The following is a 24873-nucleotide window of genomic DNA, read 5'->3' as shown; positions in this document are numbered from 1 at the left end:
GAGGCCGTACGGGACGCGGAGGGCGGGTCAGTCCCGCCGCAGCGGGGGGAAGATCATGGAGGTCTGCAGCACCGCGTTCTCCCACCGGTCGAGGGTGAGGCCGTACACCGCCATCCGTGCCGCCGCCCGCTTGAGGTCGGTCTTCGGATGGTCCGGCAGGAACTCGCAGGAGAGCAGCTCGGCCAGCGGGTGCGCGGTCCCGCCCGGCAGCAGCGCGGCCAGCTCGGCCCCCGCGCCGAGGCGGGTCAGCCGGGTCAGGCCGGGCGCCACCCCGCGCCCCTCGGGGGTCAGCTCGTTCCAGACTGCGGCGACCACCTTGGCACGCAGCCCGGTGAGCACGTCGTCGTACTCCCTGGTCTCCCTGGGGATGCCCGCCTCCAGCAGCGCCACCAGGTCGCGCAGTTCCTCCGGGCCGTCGAGCGGCCTGCCGAGGCCGGGGCCGAAGAACACCTCCGCCTCGTGCCGGGAGTCCTCGGGGCTGTCGGAGCTGTGCACGATGTCGAGCATGACGTTGATGCCGCGCAGGTCGCGGCGGATGGTGCCGGGGGCGGCCTCGGCGGGGTCGCTCGCGCCCTTGAGCGCGCGCAGCCGGGTGTGGCTCGTGCCGGGCGCGGCGTCCGCGCGCCTGTCCTCTACCAGCAGGGCGAGGGTGGGTCCGAGGTCGAACACCAGGTCGACCTGCCGGTAGAAGTAGGCCTTCCAGACGGAAGTGATGTTGCGTTCCTGAAAGGCGTCCTGGTTGGGAGGCCGGTGCCACAGGACGTCGTACCGGACCGGCGAGAACCCGTTCTCCTCCAGCATGTCGAGGACGGGGCCGCACAGGTGACGTTCGAGCGCGTCGGGCGGTAGGAGGAACAGGACGGTCCTTTGCCACTCGATCGCGGTCACCGATCACTCACCGTTCCGGCCTCCTCGGTCTCCCGGCCGGTGTCCGTTCCCGGCGGGTGTCGTTCCTGCCGGTCGCGGTTCCCGGCCGGCTCCGGCCGTCGCCGGCCTCAGCGTGGGATCAGATCCCGGTTTCCGGCCTGACTCAGGCCTTGGCCTTCTTCACGACGCGCGGCCTGCGGGCCGTCACGCGGTTACGGTCCATCGGTCACCCCTTCCTGGGTTTCGCCGTCCTGGGACGGCGGAGCAACTGGTGCCTGCGGTCCATCGTCAGCCCTTCCTGGGTTTCGCCGTCCTGGGGCGGCGGAGCAGATGGTGTCTGCGGTCCATCGGTCACCTCTTCCGGGATGTGGAGATCCTGGGACGGCGGAGCAGATTGCACCTGCGGTCCATGGTCACCTCTTCTTCGACGTGCCCGGCGCGACGGCCCTGGGCCTGCGGAGAAGCCTGCGCCCGCGGTCCACGGTCACTTCCTCTTCGGCTTGACGGTCTTGGGGCGGCGAAGGAGTTTTGCTCTCCGGTCCATCCCTATCCTCCTTTTCGGCCATGGATCACCGCCGAACAGGACAGGAAATGCCCCGCCGGACCGATCCTTGATAAACGAGTTTTTAGGGATAAATCCGTATTAGTCAATACCGGCGATGGCGATGACGAGGGGATCCATCGCCGCCCGCAGCGCGGCTAGCACATCGTCCGAGGTCACCGCGCGGATCGCGGCGACCTGCCCGTCGAGCGTCCAGTGCGGGTCGCCGCCGAGCAGCCCGTACCGGCCGTACAGCAGCGCCTCCTCCAGCGACTCCTCGGCCTCCAGCCGGAACAGCCCGGCCGTACGGCGGGCGGCCAGCGCCGCCTCCTCCTCCGTCCAGCCGAGCCCGGCCCGCTCCTCCAGCAGCGCCACGGCCGTGTCCACCACCTCACCGACGTTCTCGGGGGCCGTGGAGACGAAGGCCCGCCACACCCCCGCGTCGCGGTAGGCGTTGGCGAACCCCCACATGTCGTACGACAGGCCGCGCCGGTTCCTGATCTCCTCGGTGAGCAGCGCCGAGCTGGCGTCCGCGACCAGGTCCATGAGGACCTGCCAGGCGGGCAGCAGCCGGTCACCGTACGGCACCGCGCGCCCGCCGAGGACCACGCCCGCCGAGTCGCTGTTGAGCGCGAGCGTCCGCCGCCCGCCGCCGCCGAAGCGCGGCCGCTCCGGCTCGGGGAGCGGCCCCGCGGGCGGCAGCGCGGCGAGCGGCCCGCTCTCCAGCGCCCGCAGCAGCGCCCCGGGATCGGCTCCCCCGCAGATCACCGCGGCCACCGTCCCCGCGCGCACCCACCGGGCGTGGTGGGCGCGCAGCGCCTCCAGCTCCATCCGGCCGACGCTCCCGGCCGTCCCGCCGACCGGGCGGCCCAGGGCGCCGCCGGGGAAGGCGACGTCGAAGAACAGGTCGTGGACCACGTCGGCGGGGTCGGACGCGGCCAGGCGCAGCTCCTCCTGGACCACCCTGCGCTCGGCCTCCAGCACCTCGGCGGTGATGACCGGCCCGGTCAGCGCGCGGGACAGCACGTCCAGCGCGGCGAGCGTCTCGGAGGTGGGCACGCGGGCGTACAGCACGAGGTGGTCCCGGCTGGTGACCGCGTTGGCCTCGCCGCCGAGCGCCTCCAGCAGGTCCACCGGGCGGCCCCCGCCGGGCAGCGGCGCCTGCATCAGGACGTGCTCCAGCAGGTGGGTGCCGCCCGACAGGTCCTCGTCCTCGTATCTGGACCCGGTCAGCGTCCACAGCGTGACGGTCGTCACGCCCGCCCCCGGCCGGTGCAGGATCCAGGCGGGCACTCCGCCCGGCAGTTCGGCGCGGATCGGCTCGGTCATCCGTGTGCCTCCTCGCGCATGCCGCCCGCGGCCTTCTCCCCCGCCAGCAGCTCCTCGTCTATCTCGTCGCCGTGGACCAGGACGAACCCGCCCACCGGCGTGTACGCCCACAGCGCCCCGCCGCGCTCGGCCAGCGTGACCCGCTCCGCGCGGTGGTCGCCCTCCACGGGCAGGGCGAAGAGCGACAGCCCCGCGTCGAGCGCGGCGCGCGGGCTCATCCTGCGCGACACGGCGTCCCAGGCCCGTCTGCCGAGCATGCCCGCGGAGCCGCCGACCATGCCGTTCTGCAGCGCGGTCACCGCCAGGCCGAACGGCCGCCGCAGCCCGCCCACCGCGGTCGCCCGCCGCCACATGCGGCTGGCCCGGACCAGGACCCGTTCGTCCCCCGGCAGGCGCGGCACGGTGAACGGGCTCTCCTCCAGCAGGGCCGCCAGCTCCGCGTACTCGGGCCACAGCGCCAGCTCGTGGACCGCGAGCGCGCAGGACGCCAGCAGCCGCCGCGAGGCCCCGGTCAGCAGCACGGCCGCGTCGACGAGGTCGCGGGCCCGGTACGGCTGCTCGAACCGCTCGAAGAGCAGCGCGACCAGGTTCTTGACCACGGGGTCGGCGCAGAGGGCGGGCAGCGCCGTACGGACCGGCACGCCGATCCGGTCGCCGACCAGCGGCGTGGTGCTCAGCTCGATGCCGTACGGCAGCGCGTACGGGTCCTCCGGGAGCCTGCGCAAGCTGAGCAGGAACTGCAGCTCCCCGCCGGCCCGCATGAAGGTCGCCGTGTGCATCGACCAGCCGTCCGCGAGCAGCGTGCCCGCGGCCTCCCAGAGCCGGTCCCGCCGGGGGAACCAGTAGTCCAGGTCGTTCATGTAGCGCACCAGCGCGTCCGGGTAGCGGTCGGCGACCTCCAGGCCCTTGAGCGGCACCGCCTCCGGCCACGCCCGGCCGAGACCCGCCTGCAGGCCGCGGTAGAAGTCCGTCCGCGCCCGCTGCTGCCGCAGCTCGTGCGAGAGCCCCGGCCCGAGGTCTCGCCCCTCCCGCTCCCAGACGCTCAGCAGCGTCGCCACCAGGGACGGCTGCTCGCGGCGGGCGACGTGGAGGATCTCGCCGGGCGTCTCCTCCTGCTGCCCCGTGACCAGGGTCAGCACTTCCTCCAGGTCACCGGACGTCAGCTCGATCACCGCGTTCCGCCTTCCACGCACGCCGGCCGGGGTAGTGGATCTTCTGCCGACTGTGACAGACGGGGATACCTCCGACAAGAGGCGATCGGCCATTGGGGGCGGAGCGTCGGCGGATGCCGTCAGATGAGGGATTGACGAAATTTAGTTACATGCTTTTCATGTGAAAAGTCAGGAAATTTCGTGCTACCGCGCCACCTGATCGGGTCCATCGCCACCCGTCCCATCCCGGGCCCTTCGGCGCGCCCGCCTCACCTCCCACACCCCCCACCCCGCCTCCCACCCCCCAGGAGGACGCGCATGACGCGCACCCAGCCCACCGACCCGCCCATCGACCTCCTCGCCGCCGTGCAGGGAGAGGTCTCCTGGTTCTGCTGCGGCACGGCCTGGGGGCCGTGCAGCGGCACCGGCAAAGGGGCCTGCGGCACCTGCAACTCCGGAAGCCTGCAGCACGCCTGGCCCAACACCTCCGACGCCTGCTGGTCGATCACCCGGCCCGACAGCTGCGGGGTGTCGCTGAGCCGCAGGACCTGCGGCTTCCAGCACCGGATCACCTCACTGTGCGGCGGCGGCAGCGTCATCACCTCCATCGCCGACTGCGGCCCGCAGACGGACCTGTTCTGCGGCGAGCGGAGCTGCTGCGGCTCGACCTGCGCGAGCAACCGCCTGATCGACCTGACCCCGGCCGCCTACAGCCGGATCGCCAGCCTGTCCACCGGCCTGCGGCCGTGCGAGATCTCGACCCCCTAGGAGGACGACGATGACCAGCAGAAGGCAACTGCTCAAGTCCGCCCTCCTCGGAGGCGGGGCCGGCGTCGTCGCCGCGACCGCGCTGGGGTCGCTAGGGCCGGAGGCGGCGTTCGGCGCCGCCGCCCCCGACGTCGAGCCCGGCGCGCCCGACCCGAACTTCGCCGAGGGCCGCATCCGCTCCGTCAAGGAGGACACCCTCCTCGTCCTGGGGTCGAACATGGTGTTCCACCGCATCAGGATCGTGGACGGCACGAGCCTGTGGAAGCTGGGCCCCACCACCTTCGACCAGGCGAGACCCGGCGACGGTCTCTACGCCCGCGGGGTCCGCATGCCCGACGGCGTGCTGGCGGCCGAGGCGGTGTGGCTCAACATCGTCAACATCAAGGGACACGTCAGGAACATCACCGCCGAGCGGATCCACCTCGACCACAAAGGTCAGCAGGTCCTCTGTCACCGCGTGCCGGGCAGGTCCGTGGCGATCTACTCCGACGCGCCGCCCTCCGGCGACCTGTCGCTGCTGCGCGTGGGCCAGCACGTGCAGGTCATGGGCGCCTGGCGGCCCGACACCAACGAGGTCGACATCGCCACCGTCTTCTCCGCCCACTAGGAGCGACAGATGCAAGGGATCGCCGCGCTGCAGCCGTACGTGATCGGCCTCTTCCTCCTCTGGGCCGCCCTGCTGAAACTGCTCGACCGGCGGACGCGGGCACAGGCCGGGCAGACCGCTCTGGCCAGGCTGGTCGGCCCGGCGCGGGCGGTCCCCGCGCTCCGGCTCGTCGGGGTGCTGGAGCTCGCGGTGGCGGCGGCGCTGCTGCTGCCGCCCGCGTCCCCCGTGGAGGGCGTGGCCGCCGCCGCGCTCTCCACGGGGTTCCTCGGCTACCTCGTCTACGCGCGCCGGGCGGCGCCCACCTCGTCGTGCGGCTGCCTGGGCGCGCACTCGCGGCCCGTCGACCGGCGCGGATTCGTCCGGGCCGGGCTTCTGCTCGCCATGAGCCTCGTGGCGATCGGGGCGGGACCGTACCCGATGGACTCCTCGCTCGTGGCGCTCGGCCTGGCCGAGGCCGTCGCCCTGCTGGGGCTCTCGGCGGAGCTGGACCGCCACTGGCTCACCCCCCTGCGCCGGCTGCGCGTACGGCTGAGCGGGCCGCTCGCCCCGCCCCCGCCCGGGGAGGTCCCGCTGGAGGTCACGCTGCGCCTGCTGTACCTCAGTCCCGCCTACTGCTCGGCGTCCGCCCTGCTCACCTCGGACGTCCAGGACACCTGGGACGAGGACGGCCTGCGCTTCGTGGTCTACGGGGCCGGCCGGCGGACGGCGGTGTTCGCCGCCCCGCTCGGCGGCGGCGACCCGTCGGCCGTCCGCGTCACCCTCACCGAGGTCCCCGCCCTCACCTGACCGCCCACCGGACCCTCCGGGACACCGTACGAACGACCGCCCCTCACCCGGTACGGCGGTGCCGGGTGAGGGAGCGACGCGGGGGACGGCTCCGGGGCCCTTCACCTCAGGCCGTTCCGGGCACGGTGACGACGACCTTGCCGCCCGGGTGCCCCGCGATGAGGTGGCGGATCGCGTCGGGCACGGCGGCGAGGGGATGGACGCTGTCGATCGCCGGGATGACGGCGCCGGACTCGATGAGCCCGGTCAGCTCCTCCAGGTGCTCGGCGCGCTCCCTGGAGATGAGCGGGAGCAGCCGCTGCCCGGTGAACACCGACAGCAGCGGCGCCCGGAACGTGCGTCCCATGCCCCCGGTGAAGCGGTACGCGACGTGCCCGCCGCCGACGATGACCAGCGTCCCCCTCGGCGTCAGGGCGCGGCGCAGCAGGGACAGCGGCCGGTTTCCCGCGGTGTCGACGACGACGTCGTAACACGGCCCGTCCCGGTCGATCTCCTCCCGGGTGTGGTCGATGACGTCGTCGGCCCCGAGCGACCGGACGAGCCCGGCGTTCGCCGCCCCGCACACGCCGGTGACGCTCGCGCCGGAGGCCCTGGCGATCTGCACGGCGAACGACCCGACGCCTCCGGACGCGCCGATCACCAGCACCCGCTGCCCCGGCCGTACGCCGGCGGAGTGCCGTACGGCCTGCAACGCCGTCATGCCGGAGACCGGCACCGCGGCGGCCTGCTCGAAGGTGAGACCGGCCGGCTTCGGCGCGAGCCTGCCCTGCCGCGCGCTCGCGTACTCGGCGTACGAGCCGCTCTCGCAGGTGCCGTACACCTCCTGGCCCGGCCGGAACCGGGTCACGCGGGCGCCGACGGCCGCCACCACCCCGGCCACGTCACGGCCCCGGACCGCGACCTTGGGCCGGCGCAGCCCGAAGCCCATGACACGCGCGAGGTACGGCCGGCCGGTCATGAGGACCCACACGCCGGGGTCCACCGCGGCGGCACGGACCTCGACGAGCACCTCCTCGTCACCGATGCCGGGGCGGTCGATGTCGCGTAGGCGGAGCACGTCCGCCGGGCCGTACACGTCCTGGACGATGGCTTTCATGACGTTCCTTCCGGGGGGTCCGAGTACTGGAACACGTCGTCGAGCGGGGTGCCGAACACCCGGGCGATCCGGAAGGCCATCTCCAGCGAGGGCGAGTACCGGCCCTGTTCGATGGCGATGACGGTCTGCCTGGTCACACCGATGCGTTCGGCCAGCTCGGCCTGGGTCATCTCGTCGTGGGCGAACCGCAGCGTGCGGATGCGGTTGGTCACGTGTGTCGGCTTCACCATTCGGGAAGGCTCCTGCGATAGACGACGATCTTCGTGATTCCGCCGAGGACCGCCGACAGCACGAAGCAGAGGTAGACCGCGTTCGCGATCCAGAAGTGGTCCCATCCGGCCACGGACATGAGCATCGCCGCGAGCGCGCCGATGACCACGAACGCCTGGCCGGTGTACTCGCCGAGCCGTTCGATCTCCCGGTCGCGGACGTCGACGACGCGCGAGGCCCGCGGGATGGCGATCGCCATCCCGATCTCGGCCACGATCGAGACGACGATGGCCCCGCCGACCGTCCACAGCAGGGCGGCGGTGTACGGCACGTCCGGTAACGGCCCTCCGTCCGCCCCTCTGAGGACGGCGACGACGTACGCCGTGTAGCCGAGCACGGCGACGACCAGCCTGATCCAGGCGCGCTTCTCCACGTGAGTCATGATCGACCCCTTCCGATGTACAGAATCTTTGACATCTCAAAGGTAACCAATCTTTGACCCCATGTACAGAATTTTTTACACCGAGCTCTCGCCGACCACCGGCGGGGACCTACGCCGACGAGATGACACTCCTCCGCCGGAGGCCCCCGGCGGCATCGCCTTCGACTGAAGCCGGCAACCGCCCGATCGGCGCCGCAGACCGCGACGCGAACGCATGGCCGATGGAGGACATTTTCGATCGGTCAGGGATTCCAAAAGGAACGTAAAGATAATCTATTCGAAACGGCATTGAAATCAGCGGTAGCGAAAGGCAGCGAATGGCACAGAATTCACTTTTCGGCCCGGATTTCGGAGCATCCCAGAGTAAACCGCTCGACCCCCGCCACCAGCGGCTACGCGTGCTCATCACCGTCAAGGCCGCCCCGAACCCATCCGAGACCTACGGCGAGACCGTGTGCGTCGCCGCTCTCAACCTTGACCTCGACAATCCAGGCTGGATTCGCCTGTATCCGATCAACTATCGCGAGCTGGACGGCGACAGCAGATTCGGGAAATACGACATCGTCACATTGGAGGCCCGGCCCAACACCAGTGATCCACGGGCGGAGAGCTGGCGGCCCCGCATCGACAGCCTCGTGGTCGAAAGGCACATCAAGGGCTGGGACCGGCGGATGCCCTATCTGGAGGACTACGTCGAGGAATCGATGTGCGAACTCATCCAGGCCGTTCGCCGACGGCCCGGCGCGCGCTCCCTGGCGGCGATCCGGCCGAAGGAGATCCTGGGAATCGACATCGAGCGTCACCCGGGCTGGACCGCCGAGGAGCAGGGGAAGATCGACCGCTACGTGAACCAGCTCGGCCTGTTCGACTCCGAGCCGCGTACGGCACTCCAGGCTCCCAGGTTCAAGGGGTGGTATCGCTACCGCTGCCACACCGCCACGTGCGGCACCCACCGTCAGGGCATCTTCGACTGGGAGTTCGTCGCCCTCCAACGCCGGTTCGACGATCGTGACGACGCGGGCGTGGAACAGGTCGTCCGCGAGAGGTTCTGGGATCTGATGTGCGCACCGGACCGGGACACGATCTTCTACGTGGGAAACCAGCAGGCGCATCCGCGTAGCTTCATCGTCCTGGGCGTCGTCTACCCGCGACGGCCTAAACCGGGGCCGTGCAGCTGAACCTCTCGCGAACGGCCCGCAGGACCAGGTCTCTGTGGCAGCGGTGCTCGTCGGCTTCGAAGCACATCACCGCCACCATCTGCCGGCGAGCGGTCTCCGTGATGCGTTCCAGGCAACGGTGGGCGTCGTCTCCGGTGAGCGCCTGAGCGTAGACACCGCGAGCCGCTCCCAGCTCCCCCGGGCTTCCGCCGAACCCGGCTCGATTCCATTTGGGGTTGCCCAGCTCCCGCATGTGTTCGTAAGCGATCCCGGCATCGGCCAGCGCGTGGGCGAGCGCGGCCTTGCTGAAGCCGCGCTTACGCGAGATCGGATTGAGCCGTACATCGATCAGCGTCGTGACACCCTGCCGGTGCAGCCGCCGGATGAACCCGTCGAGGTCGCATCCTTCGTAACCGACGCCGGTCACTCCTGTCTGCCGATCGTTGGGAGCCATGATCTGTACTCTTTCACGTCGGGTCACAGCCGTCACCCCCGTTCCCGGAAGGCGCCCGCTGTGGTCGGGTTCGTCCCTGTGACTCCTGGACGAGGGTGAAGCCCGGGAGACACATCGTCCACCCCACAGGATCAGGGCCCACGAGGGCCCACGAGGGCCCACGTGGAGCCGGCCCGGTTCACGTCGCGCCGGTCAGGCGGGTGAACTCGTCGCGTACGGCGTGGCCGAGCCCGCCGAGGAGCCGATCGGTACGGCCGTCCGAGGTCGCCGACAGCAGGCCCGCGACGACGGCGGGCGGCAGGTGGGCGAGCACCCGGCAGGCGCGCCGTACCGTCATCGCCTCCACCAGGCGGACCGCGACGGGGACGACGCCGAGCGCCCCGAGGACGGCGGCCGCGACGCGGTCGTCCGTGTGCACCAGGACGGCGGCGGACGGGCCGGTGGGCATCGCGCCCAGCAGCCTGGCCGCCCGTTGCGGCATCATGTGGTCGACCAGCCGCGCGGCGCGCTGCGCCGGCAGCAGCGTCAACGCCTCGGCCGCCGGGCCCGGCGTCTCCGCCACGTCGTTCAGGAGCCGTCCGGCGGCGTTCGGCTCCATCGAGCCGAGCAGGGCGGCGGCCTCCCGGCCGGACCGGCCGAGCAGCGGGTTCCCGCCGTCACCGGCCTCCCCCGCCCGGCCCGCGGCCCCGTCCCGCCCTGGTCCACGCGCGCCGGATCCGCGCGCTCCGGGCCCGCGCCCCGCCTCCCGGGCGCGCTCCGGACCGTGGGCGCGCTCCGGACCGTGGGCGCGCTCCGGACCGTGGGCGCCCGCGCCGCGCCGCGCCTCTCCGCCGGACCCGTGCGCGCCCTGCGCGCGTCGCGCCTCATGGTCCGGCCGGTGGGCGTCGGGTCCGCGCCGCGCCTCACGGTCCGGGGGACGCGGGTCGTGTCCGCCTTCCGGCTCCCGGTCCTGCCCCCGGCCGGCGCGCCGTTCCTCCCGCCCATGGGTCCGCGGCTCGTCCTCGCGTCCACGGGGCCGCGGTCCCGGGTCGAGGATCGCGCCCAGCCGCCGGCCCAGCTCGGCCGCTCCCGTCCGCCCGGAGGGGTCGGCGACGAGCAGGCCGGCGATCGCGTCGGCGAGCGGGCCCGGCCGCCGGAAGTCCGGGGGACGCCCGGAGGTGACCGCCCGCACCGTCTCGATCGGACCGTCGCGGAGGAACGGCGAGTAGCCCTCCAGCGCGCAGAACAGCGTCACCCCCAGCGACCACAGGTCCGACGCCGGTCCCGCCGGATGCCCCTCGATCCGTTCCGGCGCCATGAACTCGACGGTTCCGATCAGGGTGTTGGCCGAGGTGAGGCCGCGCTCCCCGGAGATCCGCGCGATGCCGAAGTCGACCAGGAAGACCCGGTCTCCGGAGTCGACGATGATGTTCGCCGGTTTGACGTCGCGGTGCAGAACCTGCGCGTCGTGCGCGGCGGTCAGCCCGGCCAGCACCTCGCGTCCCACCCGGGCGATCTCCCGCTCGGAGAGAGGCTGCCGTTCGATCCGGTGTTCCAGCGAGGTGCCCTCGATGTACGACATGACGATCCAGGGCGACTCGTCGTCCATGATGACGTCGTAGACGTGGACGACCGCCGGATGCCGGATCCGCGCGGCGGCGCGCGCCTCGCGCAGCGCCCTCTCCCGCCGTACGGACATGTCCTCGCCGTACGGCGCCAGCACGACCTCCTTGAGCGCGACGGACCGCTGCAGCGTCCGGTCCCAGGCGAGCCACACCGTGCCCATGCCGCCCTTGGCGAGCCGGGACCTCAGTTCGTACCGGCCTCCGATGGTCCGTGCCGTCACCCGGGGGCCTCAGTCCTCGTCGGGGAGCAGTTCGACGCCGCCCGAGCGCCCCGCACCCGGTCCCGCGTCCGGTCCGGAGCCCGGTTCCGGCCTCCGCACGACGCGGGTGTCGGCCATGCCGCGCAGGGCCTGGTCCTCCAGGGGCCCGTACTCGTCGCCGGACGTGGGCCCGTACGCGCCGGACTCACCGGGCCGGGGGCCGTGCCCGCCGCGCGGGGAACCGTGCTCATCGGGCCGGGGGCCGTGTCCGTCACGCGGAGAGCCGTAACCGTCACGCGAGGAACCGTGCTCATCGCGCGGGGAACCGCGCCCGTCGCGCGGAGGATCGTACGCGTCGTGCGGATGGCCGTACCCGCCGGACGACGGCCCGTACCCGCCGGACCCGGGGCCGTACCCGTCGTCGTCCCCGGCCCGCTCGACCCGGGTGCCGTTCGGCCCCTGGCGCGTCCCCGTCCCCGTCTCCTCTCCGAAGGCGGAGCCGGATCCGAAGGCGGGGCCGGACCGTGAGGACGTGTCCTCCGGGGACGACCAGATGCTCCAGACGCTGTTCGATCCGCCGGGCCCCGTCGGCCGGGACCGGAGTCGCGAGCCGGAGCGGGCGCCGAACTCCTCGCGCACGTTGTCCATCTCGCGGCGCTCGGCGAGCGCGAGCGCCTTCTCGTAGACGCCGGGCCGCTGCATCAGCTTCACCGCGACCGGCAGGCACTCGATGAGCAGGAACAGCGCGAACAGCAGCAGCCGGGCCGCACTGAGGGTGAAGTCCTTGCCGGTCAGCTCGTTGAGCGCCCGGAGCCGGGTGAGCAGCCCGTCGGTGGCGAGGTTGTCCTCGTCGAAGGACTTCTGGATGCGGGCCTGCTGATCGAGCGCGGCGTCGAGCTGGCGCTGGACCTTGGGCAGGGCCTCCTTGGCGGCGGCGAGCCGTGTCTCCTTGGCCTGTTCCCCGGTGGCGTTCAGCTCCCGCTTGCGGTCCTCCATCTGCCGGGTGAGCAGCTCGATGCGGTCCTTGTCCTTCTCGTAGGCGATCCGGCTCTCCCTCGCGAGAGGGCCGTTGCCCTTCTTGGGGCAGTTCGCACCGCCATAGAGCTGGCACTGCCACTCTTTGTAGTGTTTGTCCGCCTGCTTCTGCTCGTCGGCCCGCCGGGCGGACAGCGCCTTTATCTTCGGGTCCTGTTCCAGGTCGAGGGGGACGTCCCCGCCGGAGGAGATCACCTGCTGGAGGCCGGTCGCCTCCTTGCGGAGCTGTTCGACGCTCTTGCCCGTCGCGCCCTGCGCCTGCTGCACGGTGAAGGCGTCGGCGCGCCGCTGCTTCATCTCGTTGATCTGGGTGTCGATCTCCGCTTTGAAGACCTGCAGCACCAGGGGGGTGGAGATCACCAGGCCGAGCACGATGGCGATGGCGACGCGCGGCGCGGCCATCATCCAGCGGTTCGGCGCGTCGGCCCTGAGGGTGGAGACGAGCCATCGGTCGAGGCTGAGGATGGCCAGGCCCCACAGGAGGGAGACGACGACGGCGAGGACGATGTTGACGCCGAGCGCGCTGTTGAGGGCGAACGTCATGGAGACGGTGGCGAGCACGCTCGTGGTGAGGACGGCGCCCCCGATGCCCTCGAACTTGCCGCGTTCGGTGGGGCACGCCCGGAGGACCTCGGGACGCGCCCCGGAGAGCGCGATGAGAACCGCGGACAGCGTTGCCAGGAAACGTCGCATACTCCTCCTCGGAAAGGAAGTCGTACCGCGCCGGCACCGGTCGGAACGCCGCGGGCCCCCTCGGAGGGGTTATCATAGGCGCCCAATGTCACATTTCCGGATACCCAGCGGAATTTAACCGGAGAAACTCACGGAACCTTATTCGGATAGCCTGCCATAACATTCTATAACCGACTAACCAGGATATTGAGGACACGGCGCAGCTGATACGACATATCTACGGAGGACTCCCCGTGCCGGAGCCCGACAGGGACCTGACCAGGAAGGCGATCGCCCAGGCTCTGGCCGACCTCGCCGACACCGGCCACCTCACCGTGGTGGAGGTCGCCGCCGACGGCGTCACCACGTTCCTGCTCCACCGGGACGGCAACGGCCGCCCCCGCGGCCGGAGCTGGCCGGCGACCTGGCCGGACCTCGCGGGCGAGCACGGCTGGGACGCCGACCCGGCCGCGGCCCGCGAGGCGGTGCTCCGCGCGGCCCGCGTCCACCCCCTCTCCCCCGACCCGCGCACGCCCCACGTCCACCCGCCCTCCGCCGACCCGCGCACGGCTCACGTCCACCCGCCCTCCGCCGACACGCTCCGTACGGCCCGCGGCACCCCGCCCTCCGCCGACGTGGTCCTCGTGTCCGCGTCCACCGACCCGAGGGCCGAGCAGGCCCTCGACTGGCTGCGCGCGGCGCATCCCGCCGCGCAGGTGCTGCGCGCCGACGTCCCGGCCGCCGCGCTGATCCGGGAAGCCATGGCCGACGACCCGCTGACCAGGTCGTACGAGCTGGTCGTCCTCCTCGCCGACCCCGGCACCGGCAGGCTCCGGCTGACCGGAAGGCGGCTCTTCCCCATCGGTTCCCGCCCGGGGGCCCGGACCCGGGTCGCCCTCCGCTGCACGGCGCCGGGCGCGCACGGCACCGCGCTGGCCGTGGTCACCTGGCAGGGCCCGGAGCCGCGGCTGCTGTCCGTCCAGTCCGCCCCGATCGCGCCCGGCCGGTACGAGGTGACCGCCGAGCTGGGACGCTCCGGCCGGGTACGCTTCACCGGCCTGCCCACGCTCTCCCCCGACCCCCGCGACTGGGACCGGCTCGTCGGCGCGCTCCCGGACCGGCTGCCGCTGCGCGCCGGACCGGCGCACCTCGTCTGCGCGGTGGAGGTCTGCGGGTCCGACGACCAGGTCTCGGAACGGCTGAGCCGGGCGCGCCAGATGATCAGCTTCGCCTCCGGAGAGCTCGGCGGCCTGATCCGGGTCTCCCTCCTCGCCTACGCCGCGCACTCGTTCGACCCGTCGGCGCCCGAGCACCCGGTGCGGGTCGCGGCCTGGGAGGCGGGCCCCGCCGAGGCCCTGGACGCGCTCGGCGCGCTGGAGGACGAGGGGGCGGTGACCAGGGGATATCCGTACCACCCCCAGGCGGCGCAGTTGGAGGACGCGCTCGCCGTGGTGGCCGGGCGGCTCGGCCCCGCGGGCCCGGCGCCCACCGTCGTCCTCACGGTCGGGGGCCGCCCCCCGCACCCGCCCCGCACCGACCGCTCCAGGATCCTGCCCTGCCCCCGCCGGCACGACTGGCGGCAGCTGGCCGCCGCCCTGCGGCAGCGGCCGGACACCACGCTGGGCGCGATCTGCGACCACGCCGCCGGCCAGGCGCACCCCCTGTGGCACGGGCTCGGCGCGGCGGCGCTGGCCCACCTGGAGGCGGTGGACGTACGCGGGCTGGCCGCCGACCTCGGCCTGACCGCCCCCTCCCCCGTCCGCCTCCCGTTCCCCCTGCTCGACGAGACGGAGTGACGACGCCCATGCAGCCCGATCCGAGCCGGGGACGCCCCGATCACAACATCGCCATGTGGGGCGCCCCCGGCAGCGGTAAGACCACCCTGCTGGCGGCGCTGTACACCGCCCTGACCAGGAGCGACGACGGCTGGAAGATCGTCGGCTCCGACCCCGCGTCGTCGGACTACCTGATCGAGCGGACCAACGACCTCCTGCGGGGCAAGGTGTTCCCCGAGGCGAGCATGGCCCTGGAGCGCTACCACTGGACGCTCATCGGCCCCCCTCCCCGGAGGACCGGCTTCTGGGGCAGGAAGTCCAGGCAGGCGGAGCCGCCCCGGATCGGCATCGGCATGATCGACGCCCCCGGGGGACTGTTCGGCACGGGACAGCGTACGGCGGGCGGCCCGAGCGGCCCGGACCCCTCGGAGGACCCCCGCAGGCAGGAGCTGCTGGACAACCTGGAGCAGAGCCGGGGCATCGTCTTCCTCTTCGACCCGATCAGGGAGTTCACCTTCGGGGACGCCTTCGACCACATGTACCCCCCGCTCAACCGGCTCGCCGAGCGGATGCTCGCCACCGGCGGGTTCACCGACGGGAAGCTGCCGCACCACGTCGCCGTGTGCGTCACCAAGTTCGACGACCCCCGGGTGCTGGAGACGGCCGAGGCACGGGGGCTGCTCACCACGGACGACGACGACCCCTACCGGCTGCCGCGGGTGGCCGGCGACGACGCGCGGGAGCTGTTCCACGAGCTGTCCCAGGTGTCGGCCACCGGCAGCGCCGACATGGTGCTCAAGACGCTCGAACAGTTCTTCCACCCGGACCGGATCCGCTTCTTCGCCACCTCCTCGATCGGCTTCTACGTCGACCGGCGCACGAGGCGTTTCGACTGGGACGACTTCCAGAACATGGTCCCGGGGGAGGCGGACGAGGACTCGCGCATCCGGGGGCAGCTGCACCCGATCAACGTGGTGGAGCCCATGCTCTGGCTGGGACAGCGACTCGCCGCGACCCGGCCGGCGAAGGGGGTCTCGTGACCGGCCGCACAGCGGGGCTCCGGCGCGGGACGCCCGCCGGGCGAGCGGGGCTCCGGTGCGGGACGCCCGCCGTACGACCAGGGAGGGGAGGCTCGTGACCGGCCACGAGATCCGGTTCGAGTGGGCGCTGGAGGGGAAACGGCCCGGCGCCCACAACGACTACGAACTGCTCTCCTGGAGCGACGAGCGCCTCGGGCCCGAGGTCTTCGAGGAGATCAGGAACAGGTACGCCACCGGCCTGTCGGCGGACCTGCCCCAGCTGACGATCGCGGTCGCGGCGACCAGGGAGCGGGAGCGGGTGTCGCGCCACGTCGTGCTCGCGGTCCAGGAGTGGTCCGGGCACCGGGACGCCACCAACCGGAAGATCGCCTACACCCGCTGGTTCTACGTCCCCTACGAGGAACTGGCCGCTCACCGGGTGTCCTACGAGGCGCTCTACCGCGCCCTCGCGCGCCTGCCGGTGACCCCGTACGCCCCGCTGGTCGTGCGGGTTCCTGAGGCCGATCCCGCGGCCTTCGACCCCGGGCCGGACGCGCGGTGCGCCGCCGCGCTGCTGCTGACCGGGCGGCCCGTCTGCGTGGTGGGCGCGGAACGGGTTCCCATGGCCGAACGGCTGCGCTTCCTGGACACCGTCGCCGCGCTCCTGCCGTACGGCATGCGGTCGAGGCTGACCGCGGCGACCTGGGTCAGCAGCACGGCCCGGCACCGGATCAGGCTGTCCTTCGCGCGGCACGCGCCCAAGGACGCCCACGAGGTGCGCTGGGGCCGCGGAACGGAGACCGCCTGGCAGGACAGCCGGGCGAAGGTCTGCCTGGACCTGCTGACCCGGCCCGACGTCCGCGTCGAGGACATGCTGGAGAACCTCGCCCGGATGACCGAGCCACTGTCGTTCGGCCCCGACGACCTTCCGGACGCCGTACGGCTGCTCGAACACTCGGGCTATCCCGAGGAGCGACTGTCCTCCGATGACGCCGAGGTGGAGGAGGAGGCGGGGTGGGAGCCGGGGTTCCGGGAGGCTCCCGGCGCGGCCCCGGGCTCCGCGGCCGGCCGCCGAGGCGCGGAGGACCCCTGGGCGGAGGAGCCCGGCGCGGCCCCGGGAGCCACGGCGGGGCTCCGGCGCGCCGTGCCCGGCGGCGGGGCGCCGGAACCGGTTCCGGCGGGCGGCTCCCCGTGGCCCGGCGCGGCCCCGCGCGCCCTCGGACCCGGCGAGGAGCGGGAACCCGAAGAGGCACGGCACACCTCTCCCGTCAGCAGGCTGACCTCGCTCATCGGCACGCCGTGGAGGCGGTTGAACCGGGGCGCCGGCGGGACGCGGGTCGGGCGGCCGCCCGGCGCGGCGCTCGACGCCGCGCCGGGGAGCCGGACCGCGCCCCCGCTCGATCTCCCGTCCGGAGGCCGGGCCGCCCCCGCGATCGGACCCTCGGCCGGGAGCCGGGCCGCGGCCGGCGCGGCGACCGTGCCCCATCGGCCGGGCGCCGTGCCGCCCTCGATGCGGACCGCGCTCGGCGGGCTGGAGCGGGCGGACCACGCGAAGCGGTTCGGGCCCCTCTGGAGCCCGCACGGCAGGCTCACCCTGGCCGCCGCGTTCATGGCGCTGGCCGTCACCCTGATCGCCGTCGGCGCCGTCGCGATGGTGAGCGCCTCCGGCGACGACCCGCCCGCCGAGGAGGGCGCCGCCGGGACGGGCCCGGACGTGGTCGTCGTCCAGGCATCGGCCGCACGGCGCGACGAGTTCGCCAGGCGTCTTGTGGAAGCGGCCGTACGGCGGGCGGGCCACCGGCCCGAGGTCCGGCTGAGCGACACCCCCGCCGCGGCCGCGCCCCTCAGGGAACCGGCCGTGCTGCTCGTGACGGCCCCTTCCCCGGACCCCGCCCCGCCGGACGGCGCCGCGCCCGAGCCTCCGGCGGACCCGCCCGCGGCGCAGGGGTTCTCGGAGGTGGCCACCGTCCCGGTCCCGGACCCGTACGTCCTGGTCTACGACGCCAGACGGACCGGGCCCGATCAGGTGGCGGCGGCCCTGACGAGTCCGGACGGCAAGGCCCGGGTCTCGGTGCCCGACACCCCTCCCGACGCCCTCTCCGGGGAGAGCCCCGAACGGTTCCTGCGCGAGCGCCACCCCTCGCTGAAGCCGCGGACCGTCCCGGCCGCCGACCCGCTGCACGACCTCCGGAAGGCAGAGGTGCTGGCCGCCCTCGTGCCCAGGGAGGTCGCCGGAGACTACTCCAGGTCGGAGGCGTTCGCCGACCCGCCGGGCCGCTCGATCCTCGTGCTGGCCAACGGGTCCGTCGGCCGCGGGCTGCGCGACGCGCTGGGCAGGGTCGCCCGGTCCGTCGATCCCGGCAAGCTGGTGTCGGCGGAGTTCGACACCCCGGCGCGGGCGGCGACCAGGCTGGTCGGGTCGGCCCTGCCGCCGCCCGCCGCCGCCCCCGCCGCGGACCGGGAGGACGACCGGGGGGAGGGCGACTGGCGGCTCGCCCTCATCCTGATCGTCAGCGGGGGCGTCATCGGGTTCCTGTCCCTCCTGCTGGCCATCCGGCTGCCGTCCAGAATCGAACCGCACTGAGACACCTGCATGAGGAGATCTGCACCGCGACGACGGAGGCCACGGGCGGGCTCGACGGTTCCGGTCTCGCCCGTGTGGCTCTGCTCACCGGCCTGTCGGCCGAGCGGATCAACGCCGTCGGCGGAGTCCGGGAGAACGATCCCGCGACGCGACGCGACGCGACGCGTCCGCCCCGCCCTGACGGATCCGCGCGTCGCCGCAGGACTCCTCGAAGCCGCGCGGGAGCCGTAGAGCGAAGAAACCCCGGCTCGGTGTGACCGAGCCGGGGTTTCTTGTCCGGTGCGCCGCCAGGGACTCGAACCCCGGACCCGCTGATTAAGAGTCAGCTGCTCTAACCAACTGAGCTAGCGGCGCGTGAAGCCCTTGAAGAATAGCGCACTCCGCCGGACGATCCGAACCGGAATCCGGGGCCCGTCCGGCGTACGCCACCCCCTAGGCGCAACCGGAACCGGTCCAGAGCACCCACCCCCGGCGGGCCCCGTCCTCGCCCGTGACCGTCCAGCCCGCCGGGGGCATGGCCGTCGGGGGCGCGATGACGATGCAGACGCCTGACGGCGGGAACCGCCGGGCACCGTCGAAACGCTCCAGTTCCGTCCACCGCACCCGATGGATCAGCGGCACCCAGGCGTGCCACGGCACCCTGAGGTCCACCGCCACCCGGCCCGAGGCGGGAACCGGAAACGGGTCCCGGGCCGGCGGGGGTGCGGAAGCGGGCGCCAGATACGCGACGAAGGCGAGGTTGATCGCCGCCGTCACAGCCGCCACCGCCGTCACGGCCGCCATCACGGGCAGGCGGACGCGACCGCGAGACAGGAGGATGCGACCGCGAGGCAGGAGGGCGGAGGCGGCCAGTCCGGCCAGCATGGCGAGAGCCGTCATCGACGCGGCGGTCATGTCGAGCGAGTCGCGCACGCCACTGAGGAAGATCACTTCTGGAAAGTCGAAGGCGATGAAGGCGTGGCGTTCGAGCCGGTCGCCCGCGTACCAGGCGGCCACGCCTCCGGCCCCCGCCATCAGGGCGGCGGCCGCCAGCGCGTGACGCGGCACCGTCAGGCGCCGGGCGCGGAGCAGGGTGATCAGCCCGATCAGCGTCCAGACCACCGCGACACAGGCCGTGTACCGGCCGTAGGCGTAGTTTCCCACCCGATGCTCGTCGGGCAGTGCGGCCGAGGACGCGTACGCGACGCCCAGCGTCATCAGCGCCAGAGCGGCCGCCGAGACGCGCCGGCCGGGCGGGACGCCCCGCCGTGCCAGCATGACGGCCACGCCCGCGAAGCCGACGCCCGCCAGCCCCCAGGTGCCGACGATCAGATACCAGAGCTGGCCGGCCGCCCCGGACAACGCCCATGCCTGCCCTTCGAGGCCGGTGAGACGGGTCACCAGCAGGCCCGCCAGGTCGCGTGGCCCGCCCGGGTACAGCGCGGCGGAGAGCACGCCGTTGAGCAGCGCGCCGATGGCCGCCACCGTCGCCGCCACGCCCAGTGCCGTGAACCCGGCCCGGCGCGGCACCCGCCCGCGCACCAGCAGCACGGCCACGACCAGCACCGACACCGCCAGGATCACCGTGCCGCGCAGGTGCACCGCCATCGCGAAGGCCGCCAGCCCGCCCGCGACCGCTCCGGCGGGGAGCGAGCCCCGCTCGGCGAGGTCGTGCAGCGCGACCAGGAGGCCGAGCACCAGGGTGGGCAGGATCGCGTCGGCCAGCGCCAGCCCGGAGAACAGCAGCAGCGACGGCGAGAGCCCGGTCGCGAACGCCACGGCCAGGGCCGCCCCGCTCCCCATCCCCCACCGCCGCACCAGCATGTACGCCAGCGGGAACGCGCCGGCCGCCGCCACGGACCCGATGCCCACCACCAGCCGGTAGACCTGCGTGGGATCGGAGGTCAGCCAGAAGGCCGGAACGAGCAGCAACGGATAACCGCCCTGGTAGAACGTGGAGCCGCTGAAGTCCACCCCCGGACCTCCGGCCAGCCATCGCGCCGCGGCGAGATAACCCGTCTCGTCCGGGTTCGCCACCGGCCCGGTGTGATACCTGAACAGCCAGAGCCGCAGCCCCACCTGGACGGCGAAGCCGACGGCCAGGAGCGGCCACGACCGCCGGTGGCCGTGGCGGATCCCCCGCTGGGCGGATGGCGGCGCGAGGGGCCTGACGACGGATGTGGACAGCATGATCTCCCCCGGATCCGGTGCCGGGACGTTCCCGGCTCCGGTCGAGGAGTCCAGCAAAAGACGGATAACTCGCCCGTGACCAGAAACGGTTATCCGGACGCCACACGGACCACCGGCCCACCGCCCCGCCGGGCGGGATCCGCGGCTACGCTAGAACAACATTCGGTATCGTCGGAATCCGTCCGTGTCCGCCTGAATCGTCCGCCCGAAGTCCTGCCCGCGTCCGTCTGAAAGCTCCGTGCGGAGAGCCCGCCCGAAGCGTCCGCCCGAAGTCCTGTCCGGGAGCACACATGTGGTTCGCCTCGCCCGCCGACGTCCGTGACCGGCTCGCCGCCGCGGACTACCTCTCCGACGACTCCATCGCGACCTCGGTGTTCCTCGCCGGCGCGCTCGGCAAGCCGCTGCTGGCCGAGGGGCCGGCCGGGGTGGGCAAGACCCAGCTCGCCAAGGCCGTGTCGGCGGCGACCGGGGCCGCGCTGATCCGCCTCCAGTGCTACGAGGGGCTCGACGAGGCGCGGGCGCTGTACGAGTGGAACTACAGGAAGCAGCTCCTGCGCATCCAGGCGGGCGGCGGCGAGGGCTGGGACGCCGCCCACGACGACATCTTCACCGAGGAGTTCCTGCTGGAGCGTCCGCTGCTGCGGGCGATCCGCGCCGACGCCCCGACGGTCCTGCTGATCGACGAGATCGACAAGGCCGACGTCGAGGTGGAGGGCCTGCTGCTGGAGGTCCTGTCCGACTACCAGGTCACGATCCCCGAGCTGGGCACGGTCACCGCCACGCGCCGGCCGTACGTGGTGCTGACCTCCAACGCGAGCCGCGAGCTGTCGGAGGCCCTCAGGCGGCGCTGCCTCTACCTGCATCTGGAGTACCCGACGCCGGAGCGCGAGCGTGACATCGTGCTGGCGCGGGTGCCCGGCGTCGAGGCGGCCCTGGCCGAACGGCTCGCCCGTACGGTCGCCACGATGCGCGCCCTGGAGCTGAAGAAGTCGCCCTCCATCGCCGAGACCGTCGACTGGGCCGAGACCCTGCTCGCCCTCGGACGGACCGAGCTGGACGAGGCGACCGTGGACGCCACCCTGGGGGTGGTGCTCAAGCACGCCTCCGACCAGGCGCGGACCCGCAAGGAGCTGGGCCTGTGACCGCCCGGACCGGACAGTTCGGACGCCCGTCCCGCGTCCACCCGGCCGAGACGGCTCACCGGACGGTTCGGATGCCCTCCCGTCCAGCCGGGATGACCCTCCGGACGCTCCGGGACAGCCGGGCGGGGGCCGGGCGGTGAGCCTGCTGGACCGGCACGTCGGCTTCGTGTGTGCGCTGCGCGAGGCCGGGCTGCCGGTGTCGCCGGCCGAGGGGCTGGACGCCGCGCGGGCGCTGCTGGTCGTCGACCTGGCCGAGCGCGAGTCGCTGCGCGCCGCCTACGCCGCCACGCTGGTCAAGCGGCCGTCGTACCGGCCGGGGTTCGACGCGCTCTTCGACCTGTGGTTCCCCGCCGCGACCACCGCCCCGCCCGCGGCCCGGGACGCGGAGGAGCCCGCGGGCCCGCACGACCCGCGCGACGGGGACCCCGGCGTCTCCGCGTCCCGGGACCTCACCGCGGGTGTGGACCCGGGGACCGCCGACCTGCCAGAGCTGCGCGACCGGCTGGCGGAGCTGCTGCTGGGCGCCGAGGGCATGGACGCCTTCGCCCGCGCCATGGTGGAGCGCTTCGGCCGCCAGGCCGCCTCCCCCGGCCGGCAGAACTGGTTCTCCTACCCGGTGCTGCGCGCGCTGTCCCCCGAGACGCTCATGGCCCGGCTGCTGGCCGAGGTCCTCGCCGGGCAGGAGCGCGGCGGCCTGGCCGAGAAGGTGGCGCGGCGGCGGATCGGCGACGGCATCCGGCGTTTCGAGGAGGCCGTCGCCACCGACGTGCGCCGCCGGATCGCCGAGGAGTCGGGGATCGAGCGGATCGCGCGCTCCGCCGTACGGCCGCCGCTGGAGCAGGTGGACTTCCTCCGGATCACCCGGGCCGACCTGGTGAGGCTGCGCCGGGAGGTCCACCCGCTCGCCCGGCGGCTGGCCGCCCGGCTGACGGTCAGGAACCGCACCGGCCACCGGGGCCGCCTGGACTTCCGCCGGACCGTGCGGGCCTCGCTGTCCAGCGGCGGCGTGCCGCTGACCGTCGTCAACCGGCCGCGCCGCCCGCACCGGCCGGAGCTGGTCGTCCTGTGCGACGTCAGCGACTCGGTCGCCTCCTTCGCCCACTTCACGCTGCTGCTGACCTACGCGCTGCGCGAGCAGTTCGCCAGGGTCAGGGCGTTCGGGTTCGTGGACACCGTGGACGAGATCACCCGTTTCTTCACCCCCGGCTCCGACGTGACGGAGGCGATGACGCGGATGACCGCCGAGGCCGACATGGTGCGGTTCGGCCGGACGAACTACGGCCACGCCTTCGAGCGGTTCGCCGAACGGTACGGCGACGCCGTGGGGCCGAAGACGTCCCTGCTGATCCTGGGCGACGCCCGCTCCAACTACCAGCCGCCCGCCCTTGCGACCCTCCGCGGCATGGTCCGCGAGGCCCGGCACGCCCACTGGCTCAACCCCGAGCCGGTGAGCCAGTGGGACACCGGCGACTCCCTGGCGAGCGCCTACGGCACGGTCGTCCCGATGCGCGAGTGCCGCAACGTCACCCAGCTCTCCGCCTTCGTCGAGGACCTCGCCTGACACCTATGCCACGATCCGAAATTTGATCGATACTTTGGGTGATCGAAAGTCCCGTTGCCGCTGGAAGGTGACCTCCTTCACTGGAGTCATGACGTTCGACGACGCCCGGAATGGTCTTCCGCCGAGCAGTTCGACGAGCCCCGGCTTCCCAGGCACCTGGCGGCGCTCGTCGGCGCGCTCCAGGGGCCGCCCGACCTCGGCGCGAATCACGACGATCACCTGATGTGCCTTCACAGCCAGGAGCCCGGAGGAGCGGTCACCGTGTGATCCTCTGCGACACCGGACCCCTGGTCGCGTCACTCGGCGGACGCCGCTTCAGCGGATGCGGTCGAGGAAGGCGAGCACACGTTCGGTGAGCAGCGCGGTGGCCTCCGCGTCGTACGTGGACAGGCTCGGGTCGGCGAACAAGTGCCGGTCGCCGGGGTAGAGGAACAACTCGGCATCCCCGGCCTCCGCGACCAGGGCTCGGGCCGCGTCGAGGTCGCCCTCGGCGACGAATAACTCGTCGGCGTCCATGCCGTGGATCTGGACCGGAACCCCCTCCGGCCACGCGTCGCCGAACTCCGCGACCGGCACGCAGGCGTGGAACAGCAGCGCGCCCTTCGCGCCGGGCCGCCTCTGGGCCAGCGACTGCGCCGGGAGGACGCCGAGCGAGAACCCGGCGTGGACCAGCTCACCCGGCAGCCCCTCGGCGGCGGCCTGTCCGCGCTCGGTCAACACATCGAACCCGACCTTCTGCGCGTGGGCGACACCCTCCTCGAAGTCGTCGAAGACCTTCCCCTCGTACAGGTCGGGGACATGGACGGTGTGACCGGCCCGCCTGAGCTCCTCGGCGAACTCCCGGACACCGGCCGTCAGCCCGTACACGTGGTGGAACAGCAGAACCTCGGCCATCTCGCTCCCTTCACCCGGCGGCACTCCGTACGGCCCGCCGGGGCCGAGTATTGCCGGGGCCACCGACAGTCTCGGTGGTCGCTCTCAGCCCGGGCGGATGGCCGCGTTCCCTGTCGTCCGGTGGTCATGCCGTTCGCTGGTGCGAGGGCGGCCGTGAGATCTCGTCAAGGCGGCCGGCCTCCTCGGTGAGCAGGCCCACGCCGAACCCAGCGAGATCGCCGCGAAACCGGCCGAGGACGCGGATCCCGATGACGACGGAAGCGGCGGCGGAATCGGCCGGCGGGATGGAACCGTCAGCCGGTCACTCGAAGGTTCTTCCTGACCAGCTTGGGAACAGGCGCCTGAGGGTGCCCGTGGCCGTAGCAGAGCCCGTGGTGCCCGTGGTGCCCGTGGCGGTAAGAACATGGCGCGGACTTGATCGGTTTCCTGATCCCCCTGATCGGCTTCTCCGCCGACTCGACCGGCTTCTCGGCCGACTCGACCGGCTTCTCGGTTGAGGCCGGGATGACCGCCGGGATCAGCCCTGGAATCACCCTTGAGATGCCCGTCCACGTCGGAGCCGGGGTCACCGTCGGAGTCGGAGTCACCGTCGGCGTCACCGTCGGCGTCGGCGTCGGCGTCGGCGTCGGCGTCGGAGTCACCGTCGGCGTCGGCGTCGGAGTCGGCGTCACCGTCGGAGTCGGCGTCGGAGTCACCGTCGGCGTCACCGTCGGCGTCGGAGTCACCGTCGGCGTCGGAGTCGGCGTCGGAGTCGGCGTCGGCGTCGGAGTCACCGTCGGCGTCGGAGTCGGCGTCGGAGTCGGCGTCGGC

At 73.0% G+C, this 24873-nt stretch carries 22 protein-coding genes and 1 tRNA gene; 10 read left to right on the top strand and 13 right to left on the bottom strand.

The genetic code is table 11. The annotated features are described in order from the left end of the window. Positions 1–27 precede the first annotated feature (27 nt). From AB0D67_RS04710 to AB0D67_RS04700, 3 genes are all read right to left on the bottom strand, one after another. A complete protein-coding gene (locus tag AB0D67_RS04710; RefSeq protein ID WP_362929919.1) occupies positions 28–888 on the bottom strand; it encodes a nucleoside-diphosphate kinase in 861 nt (286 codons plus the stop codon). Between the two features lie 622 nt (positions 889–1510). After that, complete coding sequence (locus AB0D67_RS04705; protein WP_362929917.1) at positions 1511–2737, bottom strand: pitrilysin family protein; 1227 nt, start codon at positions 2735–2737, stop codon at positions 1511–1513. Further along, positions 2734–3909: a hypothetical protein gene (locus tag AB0D67_RS04700; protein ID WP_362929915.1), complete on the bottom strand. Its 1176-nt coding sequence runs from the start codon at positions 3907–3909 to the stop codon at positions 2734–2736. Before AB0D67_RS04700 ends, AB0D67_RS04705 begins: the two co-directional genes overlap by 4 nt. Positions 3910–4206: 297 nt before the next feature. On the opposite strand from AB0D67_RS04700, the gene AB0D67_RS04695 reads away from it, so the two are divergent. The 3 genes from AB0D67_RS04695 to AB0D67_RS04685 are packed head-to-tail and all read left to right on the top strand — an operon-like array spanning position 4207 to position 6049. Then, on the top strand, positions 4207–4656 hold the full coding sequence (locus AB0D67_RS04695) for a hypothetical protein (protein ID WP_362929913.1): 450 nt from the start codon (positions 4207–4209) through the stop codon (positions 4654–4656). Between the two features lie 10 nt (positions 4657–4666). Then, positions 4667–5263: a cell wall protein gene (locus AB0D67_RS04690; RefSeq protein ID WP_362929911.1), complete on the top strand. Its 597-nt coding sequence runs from the start codon at positions 4667–4669 to the stop codon at positions 5261–5263. 9 nt (positions 5264–5272) lie between these two features. Then, positions 5273–6049 (top strand): MauE/DoxX family redox-associated membrane protein, encoded by a 777-nt coding sequence (locus AB0D67_RS04685; protein WP_362929909.1) that lies wholly within the window; start codon positions 5273–5275, stop codon positions 6047–6049. 106 nt (positions 6050–6155) lie between these two features. Here AB0D67_RS04685 and AB0D67_RS04680 read toward each other — a convergent pair whose 3' ends face one another. The 3 genes from AB0D67_RS04680 to AB0D67_RS04670 are packed head-to-tail and all read right to left on the bottom strand — an operon-like array spanning position 6156 to position 7797. After that, a complete protein-coding gene (locus AB0D67_RS04680) occupies positions 6156–7145 on the bottom strand; it encodes an NAD(P)-dependent alcohol dehydrogenase (protein ID WP_362929907.1) in 990 nt (329 codons plus the stop codon). After that, complete coding sequence (locus tag AB0D67_RS04675) at positions 7142–7375, bottom strand: helix-turn-helix transcriptional regulator (protein ID WP_362929905.1); 234 nt, start codon at positions 7373–7375, stop codon at positions 7142–7144. The genes AB0D67_RS04680 and AB0D67_RS04675 overlap by 4 nt, the downstream gene beginning before the upstream one ends. Then, on the bottom strand, positions 7369–7797 hold the full coding sequence (locus AB0D67_RS04670; protein ID WP_362929902.1) for a hypothetical protein: 429 nt from the start codon (positions 7795–7797) through the stop codon (positions 7369–7371). The genes AB0D67_RS04675 and AB0D67_RS04670 overlap by 7 nt, the downstream gene beginning before the upstream one ends. Before the next feature lie 398 nt (positions 7798–8195). Between AB0D67_RS04670 and AB0D67_RS04665 the strand changes: the two genes are divergently transcribed. Next, on the top strand, positions 8196–8975 hold the full coding sequence (locus AB0D67_RS04665) for a hypothetical protein (RefSeq protein WP_362929900.1): 780 nt from the start codon (positions 8196–8198) through the stop codon (positions 8973–8975). Here AB0D67_RS04665 and AB0D67_RS04660 read toward each other — a convergent pair. The 3 genes from AB0D67_RS04660 to AB0D67_RS04650 all read right to left on the bottom strand — a co-directional run bounded on the left by AB0D67_RS04660 (position 8953) and on the right by AB0D67_RS04650 (position 12940). After that, on the bottom strand, positions 8953–9408 hold the full coding sequence (locus AB0D67_RS04660) for a DUF488 domain-containing protein (RefSeq protein ID WP_362929898.1): 456 nt from the start codon (positions 9406–9408) through the stop codon (positions 8953–8955). The two genes, AB0D67_RS04665 and AB0D67_RS04660, sit on opposite strands and share 23 nt — an antisense overlap. A gap of 178 nt (positions 9409–9586) precedes the next feature. After that, a complete protein-coding gene (locus tag AB0D67_RS04655; protein ID WP_362929896.1) occupies positions 9587–11233 on the bottom strand; it encodes a protein kinase in 1647 nt (548 codons plus the stop codon). A 9-nt stretch (positions 11234–11242) separates the two neighbouring features. Beyond that, complete coding sequence (locus AB0D67_RS04650; protein WP_362929894.1) at positions 11243–12940, bottom strand: DUF4407 domain-containing protein; 1698 nt, start codon at positions 12938–12940, stop codon at positions 11243–11245. Between the two features lie 233 nt (positions 12941–13173). Here AB0D67_RS04650 and AB0D67_RS04645 point away from each other — a divergent pair, with 233 nt between their 5' ends. The 3 genes from AB0D67_RS04645 to AB0D67_RS04635 all read left to right on the top strand — a co-directional run bounded on the left by AB0D67_RS04645 (position 13174) and on the right by AB0D67_RS04635 (position 18297). Continuing rightward, positions 13174–14715, top strand: coding sequence for a hypothetical protein (locus AB0D67_RS04645; RefSeq protein WP_362929892.1), 1542 nt, complete (start codon positions 13174–13176; stop codon positions 14713–14715). 8 nt (positions 14716–14723) lie between these two features. Continuing rightward, positions 14724–15734 carry a hypothetical protein gene (locus tag AB0D67_RS04640; RefSeq protein WP_362929890.1) on the top strand — a complete coding sequence of 337 codons (1011 nt, stop codon included), beginning with the start codon at positions 14724–14726 and terminating at the stop codon, positions 15732–15734. A 94-nt stretch (positions 15735–15828) separates the two neighbouring features. Beyond that, positions 15829–18297: a hypothetical protein gene (locus AB0D67_RS04635; RefSeq protein WP_362929888.1), complete on the top strand. Its 2469-nt coding sequence runs from the start codon at positions 15829–15831 to the stop codon at positions 18295–18297. 280 nt (positions 18298–18577) lie between these two features. Here AB0D67_RS04635 and AB0D67_RS04630 read toward each other — a convergent pair. Both AB0D67_RS04630 and AB0D67_RS04625 read right to left on the bottom strand, forming a co-directional pair. Continuing rightward, positions 18578–18651 (bottom strand) — tRNA-Lys (locus AB0D67_RS04630). A gap of 78 nt (positions 18652–18729) precedes the next feature. After that, positions 18730–20466, bottom strand: coding sequence for a hypothetical protein (locus AB0D67_RS04625; RefSeq protein WP_362929886.1), 1737 nt, complete (start codon positions 20464–20466; stop codon positions 18730–18732). A gap of 290 nt (positions 20467–20756) precedes the next feature. Here AB0D67_RS04625 and AB0D67_RS04620 point away from each other — a divergent pair, with 290 nt between their 5' ends. Then, complete coding sequence (locus AB0D67_RS04620; RefSeq protein WP_362929884.1) at positions 20757–21608, top strand: MoxR family ATPase; 852 nt, start codon at positions 20757–20759, stop codon at positions 21606–21608. A gap of 136 nt (positions 21609–21744) precedes the next feature. After that, complete coding sequence (locus tag AB0D67_RS04615) at positions 21745–23169, top strand: VWA domain-containing protein (protein WP_362929882.1); 1425 nt, start codon at positions 21745–21747, stop codon at positions 23167–23169. Positions 23170–23172: 3 nt separating this feature from the next. Here AB0D67_RS04615 and AB0D67_RS04610 read toward each other — a convergent pair whose 3' ends face one another. Continuing rightward, positions 23173–23388, bottom strand: a complete 216-nt coding sequence (locus tag AB0D67_RS04610; RefSeq protein ID WP_362929880.1) for a hypothetical protein — start codon at positions 23386–23388, stop codon at positions 23173–23175. Positions 23389–23484: 96 nt separating this feature from the next. Continuing rightward, positions 23485–24063: a dienelactone hydrolase family protein gene (locus AB0D67_RS04605; RefSeq protein WP_362929878.1), complete on the bottom strand. Its 579-nt coding sequence runs from the start codon at positions 24061–24063 to the stop codon at positions 23485–23487. A gap of 504 nt (positions 24064–24567) precedes the next feature. Between AB0D67_RS04605 and AB0D67_RS04600 the strand changes: the two genes are divergently transcribed. Next, the coding region (locus tag AB0D67_RS04600) for a hypothetical protein (protein ID WP_362929876.1) at positions 24568–24873 on the top strand (306 nt) is incomplete at its 3' end.

This window comes from Streptosporangium sp. NPDC048047 (assembly GCF_040653115.1).
Taxonomy (GTDB): domain Bacteria; phylum Actinomycetota; class Actinomycetes; order Streptosporangiales; family Streptosporangiaceae; genus Streptosporangium.
The sequence above is the reverse complement of the archived record's forward strand: the minus strand, read 5'-3'. Positions and strand labels throughout refer to the sequence as shown.

What these genes read in the sequence shown, in the direction of transcription:
- AB0D67_RS04705 (WP_362929917.1), bottom strand. Translation starts at nt 2,737, where the DNA reads ATGACCGAGCCGATCCGCGCCGAACTGCCGGGCGGAGTGCCCGCCTGG.
- AB0D67_RS04695 (WP_362929913.1), top strand. Translation starts at nt 4,207, where the DNA reads ATGACGCGCACCCAGCCCACCGACCCGCCCATCGACCTCCTCGCCGCC.
- AB0D67_RS04690 (WP_362929911.1), top strand. Translation starts at nt 4,667, where the DNA reads ATGACCAGCAGAAGGCAACTGCTCAAGTCCGCCCTCCTCGGAGGCGGG.
- AB0D67_RS04685 (WP_362929909.1), top strand. Translation starts at nt 5,273, where the DNA reads ATGCAAGGGATCGCCGCGCTGCAGCCGTACGTGATCGGCCTCTTCCTC.
- AB0D67_RS04680 (WP_362929907.1), bottom strand. Translation starts at nt 7,145, where the DNA reads ATGAAAGCCATCGTCCAGGACGTGTACGGCCCGGCGGACGTGCTCCGC.
- AB0D67_RS04675 (WP_362929905.1), bottom strand. Translation starts at nt 7,375, where the DNA reads ATGGTGAAGCCGACACACGTGACCAACCGCATCCGCACGCTGCGGTTC.
- AB0D67_RS04670 (WP_362929902.1), bottom strand. Translation starts at nt 7,797, where the DNA reads ATGACTCACGTGGAGAAGCGCGCCTGGATCAGGCTGGTCGTCGCCGTG.
- AB0D67_RS04660 (WP_362929898.1), bottom strand. Translation starts at nt 9,408, where the DNA reads ATGGCTCCCAACGATCGGCAGACAGGAGTGACCGGCGTCGGTTACGAA.
- AB0D67_RS04650 (WP_362929894.1), bottom strand. Translation starts at nt 12,940, where the DNA reads ATGCGACGTTTCCTGGCAACGCTGTCCGCGGTTCTCATCGCGCTCTCC.
- AB0D67_RS04640 (WP_362929890.1), top strand. Translation starts at nt 14,724, where the DNA reads ATGCAGCCCGATCCGAGCCGGGGACGCCCCGATCACAACATCGCCATG.
- AB0D67_RS04625 (WP_362929886.1), bottom strand. Translation starts at nt 20,466, where the DNA reads ATGCTGTCCACATCCGTCGTCAGGCCCCTCGCGCCGCCATCCGCCCAG.
- AB0D67_RS04620 (WP_362929884.1), top strand. Translation starts at nt 20,757, where the DNA reads ATGTGGTTCGCCTCGCCCGCCGACGTCCGTGACCGGCTCGCCGCCGCG.
- AB0D67_RS04605 (WP_362929878.1), bottom strand. Translation starts at nt 24,063, where the DNA reads ATGGCCGAGGTTCTGCTGTTCCACCACGTGTACGGGCTGACGGCCGGT.